General features: G+C 63.1%; 18 protein-coding genes. 12 read left to right on the forward strand and 6 right to left on the reverse strand.

Annotated elements, in window-relative coordinates:
• The 7 genes from ACQR07_RS33285 to ACQR07_RS33315 all read left to right on the forward strand — a co-directional run.
• The coding region (locus tag ACQR07_RS33285; protein WP_434906283.1) for a chemotaxis protein CheW at positions 1-264 on the forward strand (264 nt) is incomplete at its 5' end.
• Between the two features lie 70 nt (positions 265-334).
• A complete protein-coding gene (locus ACQR07_RS33290; protein ID WP_434867745.1) occupies positions 335-700 on the forward strand; it encodes a response regulator in 366 nt (121 codons plus the stop codon).
• Positions 701-773: 73 nt separating this feature from the next.
• On the forward strand, positions 774-1,973 hold the full coding sequence (locus ACQR07_RS33295; RefSeq protein WP_434906284.1) for a protein-glutamate methylesterase/protein-glutamine glutaminase: 1,200 nt from the start codon (positions 774-776) through the stop codon (positions 1,971-1,973).
• Positions 1,970-2,839: a CheR family methyltransferase gene (locus ACQR07_RS33300; RefSeq protein WP_434906285.1), complete on the forward strand. Its 870-nt coding sequence runs from the start codon at positions 1,970-1,972 to the stop codon at positions 2,837-2,839. The genes ACQR07_RS33295 and ACQR07_RS33300 overlap by 4 nt, the downstream gene beginning before the upstream one ends.
• Before the next feature lie 171 nt (positions 2,840-3,010).
• Positions 3,011-4,762 carry a circadian clock protein KaiC gene (gene kaiC / locus ACQR07_RS33305; RefSeq protein ID WP_434906286.1) on the forward strand — a complete coding sequence of 584 codons (1,752 nt, stop codon included), beginning with the start codon at positions 3,011-3,013 and terminating at the stop codon, positions 4,760-4,762.
• The gene (locus ACQR07_RS33310) at positions 4,759-5,055 is read left to right on the forward strand and encodes a circadian clock KaiB family protein (protein WP_434867741.1); all 297 of its coding nucleotides are present in this window, start codon (positions 4,759-4,761) and stop codon (positions 5,053-5,055) included. The genes kaiC and ACQR07_RS33310 overlap by 4 nt, the downstream gene beginning before the upstream one ends.
• 11 nt (positions 5,056-5,066) lie before the next feature.
• Entirely contained in the window at positions 5,067-6,554 is a 1,488-nt protein-coding gene (locus ACQR07_RS33315; RefSeq protein WP_434906287.1) for a sensor histidine kinase, read from the forward strand.
• 14 nt (positions 6,555-6,568) lie between these two features.
• Here ACQR07_RS33315 and ACQR07_RS33320 read toward each other — a convergent pair whose 3' ends face one another.
• The 5 genes from ACQR07_RS33320 to ACQR07_RS33340 form a co-directional block, all read right to left on the reverse strand.
• Positions 6,569-6,958: a response regulator gene (locus ACQR07_RS33320; protein WP_434867739.1), complete on the reverse strand. Its 390-nt coding sequence runs from the start codon at positions 6,956-6,958 to the stop codon at positions 6,569-6,571.
• 105 nt (positions 6,959-7,063) lie between these two features.
• Positions 7,064-8,236, reverse strand: coding sequence for a glutathionylspermidine synthase family protein (locus tag ACQR07_RS33325; protein WP_434906288.1), 1,173 nt, complete (start codon positions 8,234-8,236; stop codon positions 7,064-7,066).
• Between the two features lie 5 nt (positions 8,237-8,241).
• Positions 8,242-8,601 carry a hypothetical protein gene (locus tag ACQR07_RS33330; RefSeq protein ID WP_434906289.1) on the reverse strand — a complete coding sequence of 120 codons (360 nt, stop codon included), beginning with the start codon at positions 8,599-8,601 and terminating at the stop codon, positions 8,242-8,244.
• Positions 8,573-8,980 carry a hypothetical protein gene (locus ACQR07_RS33335; protein WP_434906290.1) on the reverse strand — a complete coding sequence of 136 codons (408 nt, stop codon included), beginning with the start codon at positions 8,978-8,980 and terminating at the stop codon, positions 8,573-8,575. The genes ACQR07_RS33330 and ACQR07_RS33335 overlap by 29 nt, the downstream gene beginning before the upstream one ends.
• A 2-nt stretch (positions 8,981-8,982) precedes the next feature.
• Positions 8,983-9,387 (reverse strand): DUF350 domain-containing protein, encoded by a 405-nt coding sequence (locus tag ACQR07_RS33340; RefSeq protein WP_434906291.1) that lies wholly within the window; start codon positions 9,385-9,387, stop codon positions 8,983-8,985.
• A 182-nt stretch (positions 9,388-9,569) separates the two neighbouring features.
• Between ACQR07_RS33340 and ACQR07_RS33345 the strand changes: the two genes are divergently transcribed.
• The 4 genes from ACQR07_RS33345 to ACQR07_RS33360 all read left to right on the forward strand — a co-directional run bounded on the left by ACQR07_RS33345 (position 9,570) and on the right by ACQR07_RS33360 (position 15,312).
• The gene (locus ACQR07_RS33345) at positions 9,570-10,298 is read left to right on the forward strand and encodes a maleate cis-trans isomerase family protein (protein WP_434906292.1); all 729 of its coding nucleotides are present in this window, start codon (positions 9,570-9,572) and stop codon (positions 10,296-10,298) included.
• Between the two features lie 34 nt (positions 10,299-10,332).
• Complete coding sequence (gene hydA, locus ACQR07_RS33350) at positions 10,333-11,736, forward strand: dihydropyrimidinase (protein ID WP_434906293.1); 1,404 nt, start codon at positions 10,333-10,335, stop codon at positions 11,734-11,736.
• A gap of 612 nt (positions 11,737-12,348) precedes the next feature.
• Positions 12,349-14,436: a phospholipase D-like domain-containing protein gene (locus ACQR07_RS33355; protein ID WP_434906294.1), complete on the forward strand. Its 2,088-nt coding sequence runs from the start codon at positions 12,349-12,351 to the stop codon at positions 14,434-14,436.
• A 126-nt stretch (positions 14,437-14,562) separates the two neighbouring features.
• Positions 14,563-15,312 carry a DUF4145 domain-containing protein gene (locus tag ACQR07_RS33360; RefSeq protein ID WP_434906295.1) on the forward strand — a complete coding sequence of 250 codons (750 nt, stop codon included), beginning with the start codon at positions 14,563-14,565 and terminating at the stop codon, positions 15,310-15,312.
• Positions 15,313-15,352: 40 nt separating this feature from the next.
• On the opposite strand, the gene ACQR07_RS33365 is transcribed toward ACQR07_RS33360, so the two are convergent.
• On the reverse strand, positions 15,353-15,862 hold the full coding sequence (locus tag ACQR07_RS33365) for a hypothetical protein (protein WP_434906296.1): 510 nt from the start codon (positions 15,860-15,862) through the stop codon (positions 15,353-15,355).
• Positions 15,863-16,419: 557 nt separating this feature from the next.
• Between ACQR07_RS33365 and ACQR07_RS33370 the strand changes: the two genes are divergently transcribed.
• Positions 16,420-17,421, forward strand: a complete 1,002-nt coding sequence (locus tag ACQR07_RS33370; RefSeq protein ID WP_434906297.1) for a hypothetical protein — start codon at positions 16,420-16,422, stop codon at positions 17,419-17,421.
• Positions 17,422-17,542 lie beyond the last annotated feature (121 nt).

Raw genomic sequence — 17,542 nt, forward strand, 5'->3', positions numbered from 1 at the left:
CGGCTCGGGCTTGCCCGGGCCGACGACGGCAAGCCGCCGATGGCCGTCGGCGTCGACCTGCGCGGCGAGTCCTATGGCCTCCTGATCGATCAGATCGGCGAAGTGCTGCGGTTGCCCGAGGAAGGCCGGGAGGACAATCCCGTCAACCTCGACCCGCGCATGGCGAAGCTCGCCGGTGGCGTGCACCGCCTCGATGGCCAGCTGATGGTCATCCTCGACGTCGATCGCGTGCTCGAACTCGCCGCCGACAAGATGGCGGCCTGACGGCCGTAGCGTAAGCCCGGCCACGCGACACCGCGTGACCGGATTTGGACCCTGATCCCGAGAGGCTGAAATGAGAACGTGTCTGGTAGTTGACGACTCGAGCGTCATTCGGAAGGTGGCCCGCCGCATCCTTGAAGGCCTGGATTTCCAGATCGTCGAAGCGGAGGATGGTGAGCAGGCGCTCGAGATCTGCAAGCGCGGTCTTCCCGATGCGGTTCTGCTCGACTGGAACATGCCGGTGATGGACGGCTACGAGTTTCTCGGCAACCTCCGCCGCATGCCCGGTGGCGATGCGCCGAAGGTCGTGTTCTGCACGACCGAGAACGACGTGGCGCACATCGCGCGCGCACTGCATGCAGGTGCCAACGAGTACATCATGAAGCCGTTCGACAAGGACATCGTGACGGCGAAATTCCAGGAAGTCGGGCTGCTCTGATTTCAGACAGCTCGACGGATCCGTGCTCGTCCGGGGTTGCCGTCACCCTGTGCCTCTGTCCTGTTGGTGAACTATGAGCGTCGCGTTGGCCAGTTCTTCGATTCCAAGTTCGACCAGGCAGGAACCTCTTCGGGTGATGGTCGTGGACGACTCCGTCGTCATCCGCGGCATGATCTCGCGCTGGATCGCGTCCGAGCCCGACATGGTCGTGGCCGCCTCGCTGCGCACGGGCCTCGAGGCCGTGAACCAGATCGATCGCGTCAATCCCGACGTTGCCGTTCTCGACATCGAGATGCCGGAGCTCGATGGCATCGCCGCGCTGCCGAAGCTGCTTGCCAAGAAGAAGAACCTCGCGGTGATCATGGCTTCGACCCTGACCCGCCGCAACGCCGAGATCAGCTTCAAGGCACTCTCGCTGGGCGCCGCCGACTACATCCCGAAGCCGGAAAGCACGCGCGAGGCGTCGGCCGCCGATAATTTCCACCACGATCTGATCCAGAAGATCCGCACGCTCGGCGCCAAGGCACGCCGTTCCTCGCCTGCACCTCATCTCCACTCCGCGCCAGCCGCGCCGCACGTCCATGAGCTGAAGCCGGCTCCGGTGCCACGACCGCTCGCGGCTCCCGTTCCCATGCACGCCGCGCCCGCCGTCGCGGCTCCGCTGGCGCGTCGCGCCTTTGGCACGCAGATGCCGAAGGTGCTGCTGATCGGATCGTCGACCGGTGGTCCGCAAGCCCTGATGTCGGTTGTCACCGAGCTCGGTGCGGTGATCGATCGTTTCCCGGTGTTGATCACGCAGCACATGCCGCCGACCTTCACGACCATCCTGGCCGAGCATCTGGCGCGGTCGAGCCGCCGGCCGGCCCACGAGGCCGTCGATGGCGAGGTTATCAAGGCGGGCCAGATCTATCTTGCGCCGGGCGGCCGGCACATGCGCGTCGCGCGTCACGGCACGGATGCGGTGATCGCGCTCGACAATGGTCCACCGGTCAACTTCTGCAAGCCGGCGGTCGATCCGCTGTTCACCTCCGCCGTTGAGGTCTGGCAGGGCGCTACGCTGGCGGTGATCCTGACCGGCATGGGCTCCGACGGCATGCGCGGCGGCAAGGACGTCGTCGCCGCCGGCGGTAGCGTCATCGCGCAGGATGAAGCGACCAGCGTCGTCTGGGGCATGCCTGGTGCTGCCGCCAATGCCGGCATCTGCGCGGCCATCCTCCCCTTGAATCAGATCGCATCGAAGGTGGTCCGTCTGTTTGCAGGAGACCGTTCGTGACCCCCCTGGACTATGAGTTCTTGCGTAAGCTCCTGAAGGAGCGCTCCGGCCTCGACCTCTCGGCCGACAAGCAATATCTGGTCGAAAGCCGGCTGTTGCCATTGGCCCGCCGCGCCAACCTGTCCGGCATTTCGGAGCTGGTGCAGAAGATGAAGAGCGGCGGCGAGCAGCTCACGACGCAGGTGGTCGAGGCGATGACCACCAACGAGACGTTCTTCTTCCGCGACAAGGTGCCTTTCGACCATCTGCGCGACTACATCCTGCCCGCGCTGATCCAGTCGCGCGCCAGCCGCCGGTCGTTGCGGATCTGGTCGGCCGCCTGCTCGACCGGGCAGGAGCCTTATTCGATCGCGATGTGCCTGCGCGAGTTCGGTGCGGCGCTTGCCGGCTGGCGGATCGAGATCGTCGGCACCGACTTGTCGCAGGAGGTGCTGGAGAAGTCGAAGGCCGGCCTCTACAGCCAGTTCGAGGTGCAACGCGGATTGCCGATTCAGTTGCTGGTGAAGCACTTCACCCAGCTCGGCGACCTCTGGCAGCTCAGCGCCGACATTCGCGGCATGGTGCAGCACCGTCAGCTCAATCTGCTGCAGGACTTCTCGCATCTCGGCAAGTTCGACGTGATCTTTTGCCGCAACGTCCTGATCTATTTCGACCAGGAGACCAAGGCCTCGATCTTCGAGCGACTTGCCAAGCAGCTCGAGCCTGACGGCACGGTGCTGCTGGGCGCCGCCGAGTCGGTGGTCGGCATCACCGATGCCTTCAAGCCGAACCAGGAGCGCCGCGGTCTCTATCAGATCAATCCGGTCCGCAGTCCGCGCGGCGGAGCAGCCCTGTTGCCCGGACTCAAGGTGGTCGCGGCACGTTGACGCGGGCCGGCCCAGAGCCACCGCTTGACCGGCCATAACGCTGGCCGGTCGTCCCAGGACCTTCTGCAAAGCAAAATCTTTTCCCCGCAGGCGGAACCTTTTCCGCCCTGACGCGTCGATTCACGCCTTGGTGTGGCCGAAGCGTGTTGGTTCGACGGCGGGGGGATCTTGATGAAAACGAGTGTGCGTCCTCGGATCGTGACGCGGGATCTTCCTGTCATCGCGAAGTCAGCGACCGGGATCGACGGCCTCGACGAGGTCACCTTCGGCGGCCTGCCGCAGGGGCGTCCGACCCTGCTGTGCGGCGCCGCGGGCTGCGGCAAGACGCTGTTCGCCATGACGTTTCTCTACAATGGCGCGGTCACCTATGACGAGCCGGGCGTGTTCGTCGCGTTCGAGGAGCAGCCGGAGGACCTGATCAAGAATGTCGGCTCGCTCAGCTACGACATCGATCGGCTGATCGAACAGAAGAAGATCGTGGTCGACCACATCCATCTCGATCGCAACGAGATCGAGGAGGCCGGCGACTACGATCTCGACGGATTGTTCATCCGCATCGGCTTCGCGATCGATTCGATCGGCGCCAAACGCGTCGTGATCGACACGATCGAGACCTTGTTCGGCGGCCTCGACAACCAGGCCGTGCTGCGTTCCGAGCTTCGCCGGCTGTTCGAATGGTTGAAGAGCAAGGGCGTCACCGCCATCATCACCGGTGAGCGCGGCGACGGCACGCTGACCCGCTACGGCCTCGAGGAATATGTCGCCGACTGCGTGATCCTGCTCGACAACCGCGTGCACGATCAGCTGTCGACGCGGCGGCTGCGCGTCGTGAAGTATCGCGGCACGGCGCACGGCACCAACGAATATCCCTTCATCATCGACCAGGAAGGCATCACCGTGATGCCGATCACCTCGTCGGGTCTCGCCCATGATGCGTTCACCGAGCGCGTGTCGACGGGCATCCCCGACTTGGACGCGATGATGCAAGGGCAGGGCTACTACCGCGGATCGAGCATCCTCGTGTCCGGCATGGCCGGCGCCGGCAAGTCGACGGTGTCGGCCCATTTCGCCAATTCGATCTGCCAGGCGGGACAGCGCTGCATCTATTTCGCGCTGGAGGAATCGCCGCAGCAGATCGTGCGCAACATGAAGTCTGTCGGCCTCGACCTGCAGCAATGGGTCGATCGCGGCCTGCTGCGCTTCTCGGCGCGGCGCCCCAATCTCTACGGGCTCGAGACCCATCTCGCCTCGATGCATCGCGAGGTCAAGGAGTTCGATCCTGCGGCCGTCGTCATCGATCCGATCTCGGCGCTGATGGGCGCCGGGCAGGCCGGCGACGTGCACTCGATGACGTTGCGCCTGATCGACTTCCTGAAGTCGCGCGGAGTAACCGCGCTGTTCACCAATCTGGGTGCTGGAACCGCGGAGACTGCGACGACCGAGATGCAGATTTCGTCGCTCACCGACACTTGGCTGCTGCTCTACAATCGCGAGATCAATGGCGAGCACAACCGCCAGCTCTATCTCCTGAAGTCGCGCGGCATGGCGCATTCCAACCAGGTGCGCGAGTTCCTGATGAGCGCTGACGGCATTGCGCTGCGTGAGGTCTATGTCGGGCCCGACGGCGTGCTCACGGGATCGGCGCGGGCGGCCCAGGAGGCCAGGGATCGCGCCGATCAGCTGCTGCGCATGCAGGAGATGGACCGCCGCGCGCGGGAGATTGCGCGTCGCCGCGAGGAGATCGCGGCACAGATCGAAGTGCTGAAAGCCCAGCTTGCGGGCGAGGAGGGGGAAATGGAGCTTCTGAACCGGGAAGGGGCCGCCCGCGAGGATCAGCGCTCGGCCGATCGCGTCGCCATGGTGCAGACCCGCTCGTCGATGCGTGCGGTGAGCTCGCCGTCGAAACCGATGTCAAGCAAATGACGGCCGCACCCATGGAACAGGATGGCTATAACCTTCGGCTCTATGTCGCGGGCCAGACCCCGAAATCGGTGGCGGCGCTCGCCAATCTCAAGAAGCTGTGCGAGACGCATCTGCCCGGCCGCTACACGATCGAGGTGATCGATCTGATGCGGGATCCTGCGCTCGCCCAGCGCGACCAGATCGTTGCGATCCCCACGCTGATCCGGCAGCTGCCCGAGCCGCTCAAGCGCATCATCGGCGACCTTTCCAACGCTGAGAAGGTGCTGGTCGGTCTCGATATCGCCCCGAGCTGAACGGAGGATTCGTGGCAGCAAAAGACGCGATGCAGGCGGCACGGCCGCGCAACGAGGCCGAAGAGACCGTCGAGGCGATCCATCGCGGCAATGTCGATGCTGTCGTGGTGCAGGGGCCGACAGGACCGCAGGTCATCATGCTGCAGGGCGCAGATGCGCCCTATCACGTGCTGGTCGAGCGGATGAGCGACGGCGCGCTGACGCTCGATGAGGACGGCTGCATCGTCTACGTCAATTCCAGGCTGTGCGCGCTGACCGGACTTGCCGCCGAGCAGCTGGTGGGGCGCGACTTCGCCGCGCTGTTCGCTGGACCGGTGCCACAGCAGCGCGCGGACGATGCAGCGACCGATGCCCAGCTCAGCCGCGCCGACGGCGGACATCTGCCGGTGTCGGTGTGGATGCGGCAGATGGCGATGGGCGGCGTCGTGGCCACGCTCGTGACCTTGACCGACATGTCGATCCAGCGCCGTGCAGAGGAGGTTGCCAATGCCGAGCGTTTCGCGCGCTCGATCCTCGAGCAGGCGACCGACGCCGTCGTCGTCCTCGCGCCTGATGGCCGGATCACCCATGCGAGCTGGGTGGCGGAGCAGCTCGCGGAACGGCCGCCGGTCGGGCAGTTGTTCTCCGAGGCCTTTCCGCTCGATGCGCGCAGCGCCAGCCAGCAGGGCACCTTCACGCGCTTCTCCCGCGAAAGCCTCGATCAGGCGCTGGCGACCAAGCCGTTCCACGGCGTCGAAGTCGGACTCCGCAACGACCGCGTTGCAGGCCGCTCGTTCCTGTTGTCGGGTGGCCCGCTGGTCAACGACGCCAAGGACATGATCGGCTCGATCGTGACGTTGACTGATATCACCGACCGCAAGCGGGCCGAGGAGCAGCAGACGGTCCTGGTCGCCGAGCTCAATCACCGGGTCAAGAACATCCTGGCGATCGTGCAGTCGGTGGCCGGGCAGACGCTGCGCACCTCGCCATCGCTGCCGGCCTTCAACAAGGCGTTCTCCGGACGTATCCAGGCGGTCTCGATCGCGCACGACATTCTCACCCAGACACGCTGGATCGGCATCGGATTCAACGAGCTGCTCACGACCGTGCTGGCGCCCTACGGCGTCGGTGAAGGGCGGATCGCCATCGACGGACCGCCGGTGCTGCTGGAGGCGCGGCTGGTGCTGCCGCTGTCGATGGTGCTGCACGAGCTCGCGACCAACGCATCGAAATACGGCGCGCTGTCGGCGCCGTTCGGCCAGGTTTCGATCTCCTGGCAGCTGTGCGACGACCGCCGCCGGCTCGAGCTGGTCTGGCTGGAGCGCGGCGGTCCCGCGGTCGAAGGCGGCGGCGCCCGCGGCTTCGGCACCACGCTGATCGATCGCGTCGTCCGCTTCGATCTCGACGGTGATGCGGATCTGGCCTTCGAGCCGGCTGGAATGCGCTGCACGCTGCGCTTTGCGCTGATAGCCGAGACCGTGCCGGAGCAGGTGCCGGCCTCTGCCGTGCAGCCTGATTAGTCCCGGATCATGCGTTAGCTCGCAACCGAGCCCAGGAACGTCGCCTCGCACATCGCGCGCAGCGCCCGTTCGTCGAACGGCTTGGCGAGGCGCGGCAGGCTGCGGAAGTCCGGCGGGAACAGGGTCGCGTCGTCATAGCCCGAGGTGATGACGATCTTCAGATCGAGCGCGATCAGCTGCGGCAGGATCGCGAAGATCTGCTCGCCGCGCAGGTTGACGTCGAGCAGCGCGCCGTCGACATGGCCGCGCTCGGCTTCACGCAGCACCTCGGCGACGCGCGAGACGGGGCCGATCACCTCGCAGCCGAACCCCTGCAGCACGGTTTCGAGCTCGAGCGCGATCAATCCCTCGTCCTCGGCGACCAGGATGCGCAAGCCTTCGAGCCGGGAGTTGTTTGTCGCCATGCCTCGCATCCGGTCGCAGTCGCCGCGTCCAGGAGTTCCCTCCCCTTGCTCTATCTAGTCATCCGGAGCGGAGTGTCGAGCCGTTTCGCGCGGGCTCGTTAACGACTACAGGATCGCATGCGGCAAAAAGCGCGAGCGATTTCCCGTGATCGGAGTTGCATCCTCGCGGATCGACAGCCCGCAGGGGGTGTTGGCGACCAGCCAGCTGCCGATCACCGGGAACACGCCGCCGAAATCCGGCAGCGGCGCCAGCGCCTGGCGGATGTAGCCTTCGGCGCCATAGGGGCCGTCCTGGGCCGACACGGCGACCCCGCCCGAGACCAGGCTGACATTGGCGCCCTCGCGCGAATAGATCGGCTTGCGCACGAAGCTCTGCCCGAGGCTCGCCGCCTTGGGGTCATCCTCGAAATAGGCCGGCAGCAGGCTCGGATGGCCTTCGAACATCTGCCACAGCAGCGGCAGGATGCCCTTGTTGGACAGGATCGCCTTCCAGGGCGGCTCGACCCATCGCGTCGGCGCGGTCTGGAGCTTGGCCCCGAAGGCGTCGTGGAACATCCACTCCCAAGGATACAACTTGAAGGCGAGTCGTATGTCGTTATTGTCGAGATCGACGAAGCCGCCACCAGTGTCGCGCCAGCCGATATCGGTGATGTCGAGCACCGTCGTGGACAGCCCGGCCTGCGCGGCGGTGTCGGCGAGATAGACCAGGGTGGCGGCATCCTCGGGCTCGCTGGTGACGCCTGCGAGGTGCAGCCGGCCTTTGCCGAGCGCGCGCCAGCGCTCGATCAGCCGCTCATGGATCGAATTGTACTGGTCGGCGCGGCCGGGAAGGATGCGCCGCTCGATCGCCTGTTCGAGCCATGTCCATTGGAACACCGCGGCCTCGAAGATCGAGGTCGGCGTATCGGCGTTGTATTCGAGCAGCTTTGCCGGCACGCGGTCGCCGCCCCTGAAGCCGGGAAAGCTGAGGTCGAGGCGGCCGTAGAGGCTGGGGTCGGCGCGCGTCCAGCTGTCGGCCAGCAACGGCCAGGCGGGCTCGGGAAGCTGCAGCCGCCGCAGCAGCGCCTCGTCGGCGACGACACGCCGGACGAGCTCCAGGCACATCTGTTCGATCTCGCCGGTCGGCTCCTCGATGCCGAGTTCGATCTCGGCAATGGAGAACGCGTAGTAGGCGCGCTCGTCCCAATAGCGCTCGCCGTCGACTTCGTAGAAGTCGAAGCCGCATTGCGCCGCCGTCTCCCGCCAGTCATCGCGTTCGGGGCAGGGGATGCGCTGCATCTGGGCTAGCCGCCGGCGTGAGCAAGCGTGCCGTGGCCATGAACGCGGCGCACAGCATGACCCAAGCCACCGTCGATGACGCGGCAATGGAGATCGCCGAGCCCCGGCGCCTGATCGCGCCCGGGGCCGCTCGATGGCTTGCGTAGAAACCCTGTCGAGACCGCAGCATTGGCGGCAGCCTCGATCGTCGTCCGCACCATCAGGCGCGGACGTTTCACCGGATGCATTCCGATCAGTCGGCGGGCGAGTTTTTTATGATCGTTGGTCTGTGTCAAAGATCCGAATCCGAACAAACAACACAAAGGCGGTGTTTTCGCGGCAGCTCCGGGACGGAAATCAGCCGCCTCCGCCGAAGCCGAAGCCATGCCCAAAACCGCCGAAGCCGCCGCGCGAGACGTGCGACGAGGATGCGTCGGCGACATGCGTCGAGCTGGAGCCGGCGCTGCTGCTGCGCGACGACGAGTCGCTGCTCGAAAAGCCCCAGCGTCCGGAGCCGCTGCCGCCGCTGCTTCCCGAGCGATGTGTCGTGCACTCGGTCGCCTGCTGCTGGCCGGCCAGCGCAGGCGTATCCGGACCCGGCTGCGGGCAGCTCTGGCGGTGCGGCATCAGCGCATAGGCGGTGCCGCCGACCGCGAGCGTGCCCATCAGCAGCAGCGCGACCTGGCCGGAGCGCTTCACCGGCGGTGTCGTCGGCGGCGGCGGCAGCGGCTTGCGCTTGCCGAAATCGCGGCGTTGCTCGGCCATGGTCAGATGATCATCGAGGCGGCGTTGAGCGCGCCGGCCGAGAGCGAGGCGAGCCCAAGCCAGATCGCCGAGGCCAGCTCGCCGGCGACGATGCGGTTGGCGAGGTCCGGCACCGGGATGCGGACCAGGTAATAGACGATCACCTGGACGATCAGCGCCACCAGCGCCCAGATCAGGCAATCCAGCACGTTGGCGGAATGCGCGATGGCGCTGACCAGCGGCAGGGTGAAGCCGAGCAGGCTGAGACCGAGCGAGATCGCAGCCGAGGGGTGGTTGTCCCGGATCAGCTGGAATTCATTGTAGGGCGTGACCCTGGTGTAGATGAAGAGGTATGTCGTCACCGCGAACAGGGCAGTGCAGAAATACACCAGGAAGGCCGGCAGGCCGGCGAGCGATTGCAGGATCATGATCGGGTCCGACGCGGGAAGTTTTCATCTGTCGCGGCGCCAGCCTGACCGGTTCGACGTGAACAAAGTCTATGCGCTCTCCGTGGATTGGCGCATGACTTGCTTTGCATGGTCCCGGATCGGCCGAGGGCCGCACACTGCGCGCGGCGCACACTCTCTCCACCTGAAAGGGCGGGCACAGGATGACCAGACGCACCCTCCTCGGCATGCTGACGCCGTCGTCGAACACCGCGCTGGAGCCGATCACCTCCGCCATGGTGGCGGGGCTGCCCAACGTCTCGGCGCACTTCTCGCGCTTCAAGGTCACCGAGATCGCGCTCTCGACCGACGCACTGGCGCAGTTCGACACGTCCAACATCCTGCGCGCGGCCGAGCTGCTGGCGCATGCCAAGGTTGACGTCATCGGCTGGAGCGGCACCTCCTCCGGCTGGCTCGGCTTCGAGACCGACGTGAAGCTTTGCGAGCAGATCACCGCGGCGACCGGCATCCCTGCCACCACCTCGATGCTGGCGCTCAACGAGATCCTGGCGACGGCGAAGGCCACGACGCTGGGCCTCGTCACGCCCTACCGCGACGACGTGCAGGCGCGCATCGTGGCCAATTACGCCAAGCTCGGCATCGCCTGCCGCGGCGACCGGCACCTCAACCTGCAGGACAATTTCTCCTTCGCCGAGGTGACGCCGGCCGAGATCGAGACCATGATCCGCGAGGTCGCGCGCGAGAAGCCGGATGCGATCGCGGTCGTCTGCACCAACATGCGGGCGGCGCCGCTGGTGGCGCGGCTCGAGCTGGAGACGGGAATCCCGATTCTCGACAGCATCGCCACCGTGGTATGGAAATCCTTGAAACTGGCCGGCACAGATCCCCGTGGCGTCAGCGAATGGGGATCGCTGTTTCACAAATTCGCCTGAGCTTCGATTGCCTGGAATTGGGAGAGCGCGTCACATGGCTGTCTTCGACACCGTCATCCGCAACGGCACCGTTGCCACCGCGAGCGACACCTACAAGGCCGATGTCGCCATCAAAGGCGGCCGCATCGCCGCCATCGGCGAGGCGATTACCGATGCCGACGAGATCGTCGACGCCGCAGGGCTCCTGGTGCTGCCCGGCGGCATCGACAGCCATGTCCATATCAGCCAGCCCTCCGGCCCGGGCATCGTCATGGCCGACGATTTCGAGAGCGCGACGCGCGCCGCAGCGTTCGGCGGCAACACCTTCGTCATGCCCTATTGCCTGCAGGAGAAGGGCCAGCCGCTGCGCGCGGCGCTGAAGGACTATCACGCGCTGGCCGACCACGCCTGCTACGTCGACCATTCCTTCCACCTCATCATCGCCGACCCCACCGACGCCGTGCTCGGCCAGGAGCTGCCGGCGCTGGTCGCCGACGGCTATTCGTCGCTGAAGATCTTCATGACCTATGAGGGTCTCGCGCTGAACGATTACGAGATCCTCGGCGTGCTGCAGGTCGCGCGCGAGCAGGGCGCGCTGGTGCAGATCCACGCCGAGAACTACGACGCCATCCGCTTCCTCACCGACCGCCTCGAGCGCGCCGGCAACACAGCGCCTTACTATCACGGCAAGTCGCGGCCGATCCCGGTGGAGCGCGAGGCCACCCACCGCGCGATCTCGCTGGCCGAGCTGATCGACGTTCCGATCGTGATCGTCCACGTCTCCAACCGCGAGGCGATGGAGGAGATCCGCCGCGCGCAGATGCGCGGCCTGAAGATCCATGGCGAGACCTGTCCGCAATATCTGGTGCTGACAGAGGAGGACATGCAGGGCCTCAACATGGAAGGCGCCAAATATGTCTGCTCGCCGCCGCCGCGTGACAAGGCGAGCCAGGAGGCGTGCTGGGAAGGCCTGCAACGCGGCGTGTTCTCGCTGTTCTCCAGCGATCACTGCCCGTTCCGTTATGACGACGAGGCCGGCAAGCTGAACCCGAAGGGCCGCACCAGCTTCCGCTGGGTGCCGAACGGGATCCCCGGCGTCGAGACCCGGCTGCCGATCCTGTTCTCCGAGGGCGTCGGCAAGGGCCGCATCAGCCTCAACCAGTTCGTCGCCTTCACCGCCACCAACCACGCCAAGACCTACGGCCTGAAGGGCAAGGGCTCCATCGCCATCGGCTACGATGCCGACATCGCGCTGTGGGATCCGAACAAGACGGCCAAGATCAGCCAGTCGGGCCTGCACCACGGCTCCGACTACACGCCCTACGAAGGTATCGAGATATCAGGCTGGCCGGTCGCCACGATGCTGCGCGGCAAGTTCGTCGTCCGCGATGGGAAGCTGGTGGGCGCCAAGGGTGAGGGGCGCTACGTGACCCGCGGCAAGCCGGGCGCTATCGGCTAGATTAGCGATCGGTCGGGCTCGCTTCGACCGGTCGATTAGCGCGCTTGCCTACCCTCCCCTGGAGGGCAGGGCAATCGCATGTGGCTCTCCAACGCGGCCCAAACGAAATATTGGAATCGCGAAGGCCGACGGGAGGAAATTTTCGAATCCAGACTGCTCTTTGGAAGCACGAAAAGAATCGAAAAATTCCACATGCGATTGCCCTGCCCTGGAGGGGGAGGGTCGCCTCGCGGCGAGCGAAGCGAGACGGGAGGCGGGGTGGGGTGAAGCCCAGGGCGCGATCCATCGGGTCGACGTCCTTAACTCCTGCACGTTCGCTTCCCTCGCCCAGACCGTACGCTCGGAAAGTCTGTCACCCCACCCCGGCTCGCATTCGCTTCGCTCATGTGAGCCGACCCTCCCCCTCCAGGGACCCTCCAGGGGAGGGTGAGCACCGCGCTTGCTGCGCCTGTGTGCTTCGATCGACCGAATGTTGCGTTGCATCATCGCCGAAGCGCCCTTCTCACCATCCCATTCCTGTCCCGGATGTGTCGAACCGTTGTTGCAACTCAGAGACATATTCTTGTCTGAGCTGCTTCACTCTGGGGGTTTTCGACGAAAGGGATTGCCGCCATGCCCGCGCTTGCATTTTCCAACAATGACATTGCCGTCGTCGCCTGGACCTTCGATCGCCGTCTCGACGGCTGTCTCGGCTTCGCCATTCACCGCATCGACGTCGCCGCCAACACCGACACTCTGCTGCCCGCGCTGGCGCGCTTTGCCGGGCAGACGGCGGACAAGCTCAACACCGACCAGGCGCCGGTGCAGAAATTCTGGTGGAAGGATCTCTATGCCAAGCGCGGCGGCACCTACAAATATCGCATCGTGCCGATGGGCGGCACGCCGGGCCAGACGCTCACGCCGCTCGCCGGCGTTGCGCCGCTGGAAAGCAATCAGGTCACGCTGACGCCGGAGCGGCCGCCGTTCCACGCCTATTTCAACCGCGGCATCACCGCGACGCAGGCGCTGAGCCATGCGCTGAACGATCATCCCAGCATCCCGGCGCTGGCGCCGCACATCCTCGATCCCAATGATCCGATCCGCATCCGCCTGATGGGCCAGCTGCAGGACGGCCTGACCTCGCTGCTGAAGCGCGCCGACACCGGCGGCGGCACCATCCATGCCGCGCTGTACGAGCTCAACGATCCCAACGGCCTCGAGAAGCAGCTGCACCAGAACCCGGCGAGCCGGACTGTCATTCTCGGCAACGAGCAGGGCAAGGACTCCGACGACGCCGATGCCGAGAACCGCGCCAACCTGAAGGCGGCGGGCGTCAGCGTGATCGACCGCATCCTCGGCAAGGGCTCGATTCCGCACAACAAGTTCATGGTGTTCACCGAGAACGACAAGCCCATGGCGGTGCTGTCCGGCTCGACCAACTGGACCTCGACCGGCCTGTGCACCCAGACCAACAACGCCCTGGTGGTGGAGAGCCCGGAGCTGGCCCAGCGCTATCTCGGCTATTGGAATGCGCTGAAGGCCGATGTCGACGCTGCCGATGGCGAGAAGTCGGCGCTGCAGTCGAAGACCTTGCGCGACTTCGCGCGCGCCAACAACGCGAGCTCGATCAATCAGCCGATCGATCTCGGTCAGGGCGTGACCATCGAGCCGATGTTCTCGCCGAACACGCCGGGCAAGCTCGGCAAAAATCCCAAGACGCCAGGCGACATGGGCCGGGTGTTCGAGCTGATGCGCGGCGCCAAGCATGCGGTGCTGTTCCTCGCCTTCGATCCCGGCAACAATTCGATCCTCGACGTCGCCGGCCAGCTGCTCAAGGACAAGCCCGATCTGTTCGTACGGGGAGCGCTGACCAGCCCGGTGCGCGCGACGAACTTCTCCGCCGCGCTGCATTCCGGCGGCCAGTCGGAGAGCGGCGGCGACGATGGGGGCGAGGAGCCCGCGCCCGAGGTGAAGGTGGTCGGCGAATCCGGCACGCCGAAGAAGGCGGGCGCCAAGGGCAGCATCGATTTCCGCGGCGTGCCCGCTGGCGCGGTGCAGGACGCCTTCGGCAAGTGGGAAAAGGAACTCGCCAAATACGGCTTCGCCATCATCCACAACAAGATCGTGGTGATCGATCCGTTCAGCGACGATTGCGTCGTCGTGACCGGCTCGCACAATCTCGGCTTCCGCGCCTCGCACAACAACGACGAGAACATGCTGATCATCCGCGGTCATCGCGGCCTCGCCGAAGCCTATGCCTGCCACGTCCTCGACCTCTACGATCACTATGCCTGGCGCTGGCTGCTGAAGGAGCACCCGGAGATCTTCGGCAAGCCGCTGCAAGGCGACGACAGCTGGCAGGACCGCTACATCAAGGGGGCGGACGAGAAGTCGCCGGAGCTACGGTTCTGGCTATCGGCGGCGGGTGGCGGGGCAGCTGCGAGCGCGGAGAGTACGGCGCCGAAGAAGCCGACGAAACCAAGCGGGACGACCAAGCCGCCTAAAAACTTGGCTGCGAAGACCAAGCTGCCGACTAAGCCGGCCAGGAAGGTCCAAAAGAAAGCCGTTGCTGCCGCGAAGACAACTGCCGGCCACAAGAGATCTACGAAGAAGGCGGCTGCAGCAGCTAAAACCACTGCTGGCCGCAAGAAAAAGACCAAAGAAAAGGTGAAGCCCACTTTGGCAGCGAAGAAGGCAAAGGCCAAGACAGCCCGGAGGTAAGCCTGGTCAGCATGTAACGCGCAGCAATCTAGGAGTAGTGTTTCGAAGAAGCGAAAGAACAGCTGACGAACATTGCAGCTGCGCTATATAGCTTGCGTAGGCGAAAGCGAATGGTGGAGGGGGCTATTGACCGTCAATGTTGCGCATTGGTCCGAGACGTTTCCGCAAGATCAAGTTCCACCGTTTCGATGCCCGGCCTGTAATCAGGGTAGCCTCGCCCAGATAAAGGGCAGTCTCAAAGTTGTAGAGTCTCAACGTTCGAAACGTGCAAGATCGCACGAGGATTGGGAACCAGATTGGGTAGATCAAAGGTTTGTTTTGCTCCTTGAGTGCTCTTCCTCCTCCTGCGGCGAGCTGGTTGTCGTCAGTGGAGATACCGTCTTTGGCGAAGAGGATGATGAAGAGCTTGGACGGATCTGGGCGTCTCAGCTGAGGCCGCGCAGCATGTTTCCTGCTCCCTACATAATCGAATTGCCCAAAGAGGTCCCTGATTCAGTCCGAAGAGAACTTGAACAATCCTTTCAACTTTTTTGGGCTGACTTGAACGCTTCGGCCAACCGATTGCGAACAAGTCTTGAACGCGGCCTAGACGAAGTTGGTATAAAGAAGTTCAACCGAACCGGAAAGCGAGTTAGTATTTCGTTGGCCCAAAGAATAGGCATTTTTGAGAAGCAGAACGGAGCTGATTTGTCGGAAATTTTCACGGCGCTAAGGCACGTGGGAAATCTTGGAACTCATGCGAGTGTATCGCGAACAGCACTCCTTACAGCTTTTACGCTATACGAGCATGCTCTTGCAGAGTGGTTCGGAAGCTATAATAGAAAGATTGCGGCCATGTCCAAGAAGCTCGTTAAATCAAAAGGCAAGATGAGATAAGTCTGCTTCCGCGTGGACGAAGCAAGGCAAATCAGCCGGCTTAGGCTTCTTGGCAAGGCTCGTATAGGCTCGAAACTAATGCTTGAGCTGCTGCAATGAGCGGGCCGAGCGGCGGGTCACCAGGATAAGCTTGGGCTGCTTCTGGAAGTGATGGATATTCAAAGACCTTTTCATTGTAGTAAGAAGAGGCTCGGGCGATAGTTTCTTTCTGTTCTGACGAAAGTGACGCGTATTCCTCCAAGCCTCGTTTCAGCGCTTCTTCAAGCAGCTTCTGGATGTCGTGGCTGAAGCGTCTTGCGTCCTTCAAGCTGCTGTTCTTCAGGGTGAGAAAGGCCTTGAGAGCGAGTTCGATGCTATGACAAGCAAGATACTTTGGGACTGGCTGCCAAGTGCCTGTTGGGGAGGTCGTTTGTTCTGCAGCATCCGCTGCTATTGCGGACAGCAAGAACTTTTTTGCCATGAAGATCAGGCCAAATGGAGCAAAGCTCCAAGTGAGGCCGGCGATCTGAAGCTTTTCTACCTCGGTGTGCCGGTTCTTATCGACTTTCAAATCCGAATCCTGTGGGAGAGAGGCTGGAAACCCGTGAAACTGATTGACAGCAAAAGACGCCTTGATTGATTTTGTGGGGTGAGCAAATCGAATGCGACATCTTTATTGCAGATTCGTCAATGCTGCCTGCTGGTTCCGAGCTGTACTCTTTCAGCTAGGCGCTTAGTGACGGTCCATTTTCGATCCTTCGTAGCTGTTGGGAGGTCCGGCAGTTTGTGCTGGGCGTCGAGGTAATTCGCTGATCTCTTTTCGGTGCGGAGCATGCTCGTCGATTCCGGCGAACGCCCCCGGGGCGCGCGGCCGAGCGACGTGGATCTGTCCACGGCGCCGACAATCTTGGTTTCCAGGCGACTGATGGATTGATACCGGAACCCGGGCGTCCTTTGGTTATCGATAGTAGACGGTCTATGGCGAAAGGTATTCTAGCTAGATGCTAGCCCGTCTCTCTCCGATGTGCGTTCTGCCGTATGTAATCTCAGGAAAAAATTGGGAAAGCTAGTGCGGAAGCCTCTAATCGCACTAGCCGATTACTTTGATTGAGATATGGATCTCTTTTAATGTCCAAGTCTGTCGACCGACCGCGGACCGCGCCTGCTACGATCTCGGTTAGCCTTCGTGGTGGCTTTGAAACAGATGAGCACGCCCGTCAATTTGGTGAGCTGATCGCGGCGTATGTTGGTGAATTTAGTCGGTATATGGAGTTGGGGACGCTCGACGGTGTTACAATTGCCGCGAACTATGGGCAGGCCCTGCTCGACCTTGATTTGGGCTATGCTGCGTCCCAAAGGCTCAAAGCATCGGACAAGCTGGCTGTGGGAATTGCCATGACGCCATCTGTGCTTCGCGATGGTCAGCTTAAGAGCCACATGGTCTTCGATGCTGCAGCGATTATCGGTTTGGAGGATCTTTCAAATCCGCTCTACGGGAGAGCTTTTCATCTTCTTGCTCACGAGTGTGCTCACGTCGAAGTTACGGCCAGATTCGATGCGGCCTTTCCTGGAATGATTCTCCGCAAAAGGCCGGCAAATCTCCATGATCATCATCGTTGGGAGGTCATTGGCGTATGCTGGGACGAGTATGCAGTGACTCAGATTTGTGCAAATTACGGCCAACCATCAACGGACGCGTATGAGGAGATCTTCTTAGAGGCGTTGAATGTCACTCGTTCTCGAGCGAACGCTTTTATTAGGCAATATCGGTTGCATGGAAAGCTCAATCAAGTGTTGGCTGAGGTCTATGGCTGCTACGGCGAGCTGATGAAGTTTTCTTGCTATTTTCTCGGTGACCTTGCTGGTCGGTCCTTGACGCTACACGATCGGCCAGCTGCGAAGTCTGCTCTCGATAGGAGTTGGTTCGCTCCTCACTTCGAAAAGTTGCATGTTATCTGCGAATCCATTGCACTTGAATACGGTAGGTGGCGAGACTTAAGCGTTTTTGAAGCGCTGGGAGATTTGGTGGACGAAGTGGTTTCTTACGGTGGACTGTATATTCAGAATAAGCAGACGGATGGCCGCTTCGACGTCGATATCCCGCTTACCTCGGAGACTACTCCAGATTAGGCGTGGTGGTAAGGCGGTGGCTCTGGTCTCGCAGGACTCATTTTTGGTCGATGTGTATTTGGCCTCGCTCCGATACCCCGCTTGGGAACGACTTTTCGCGCTTGGCCTTCGGGGCAGGTTC

The sequence above is a fragment of the Bradyrhizobium sp. HKCCYLS20291 genome (assembly GCF_051167715.1).
GTDB lineage: Bacteria > Pseudomonadota > Alphaproteobacteria > Rhizobiales > Xanthobacteraceae > Bradyrhizobium.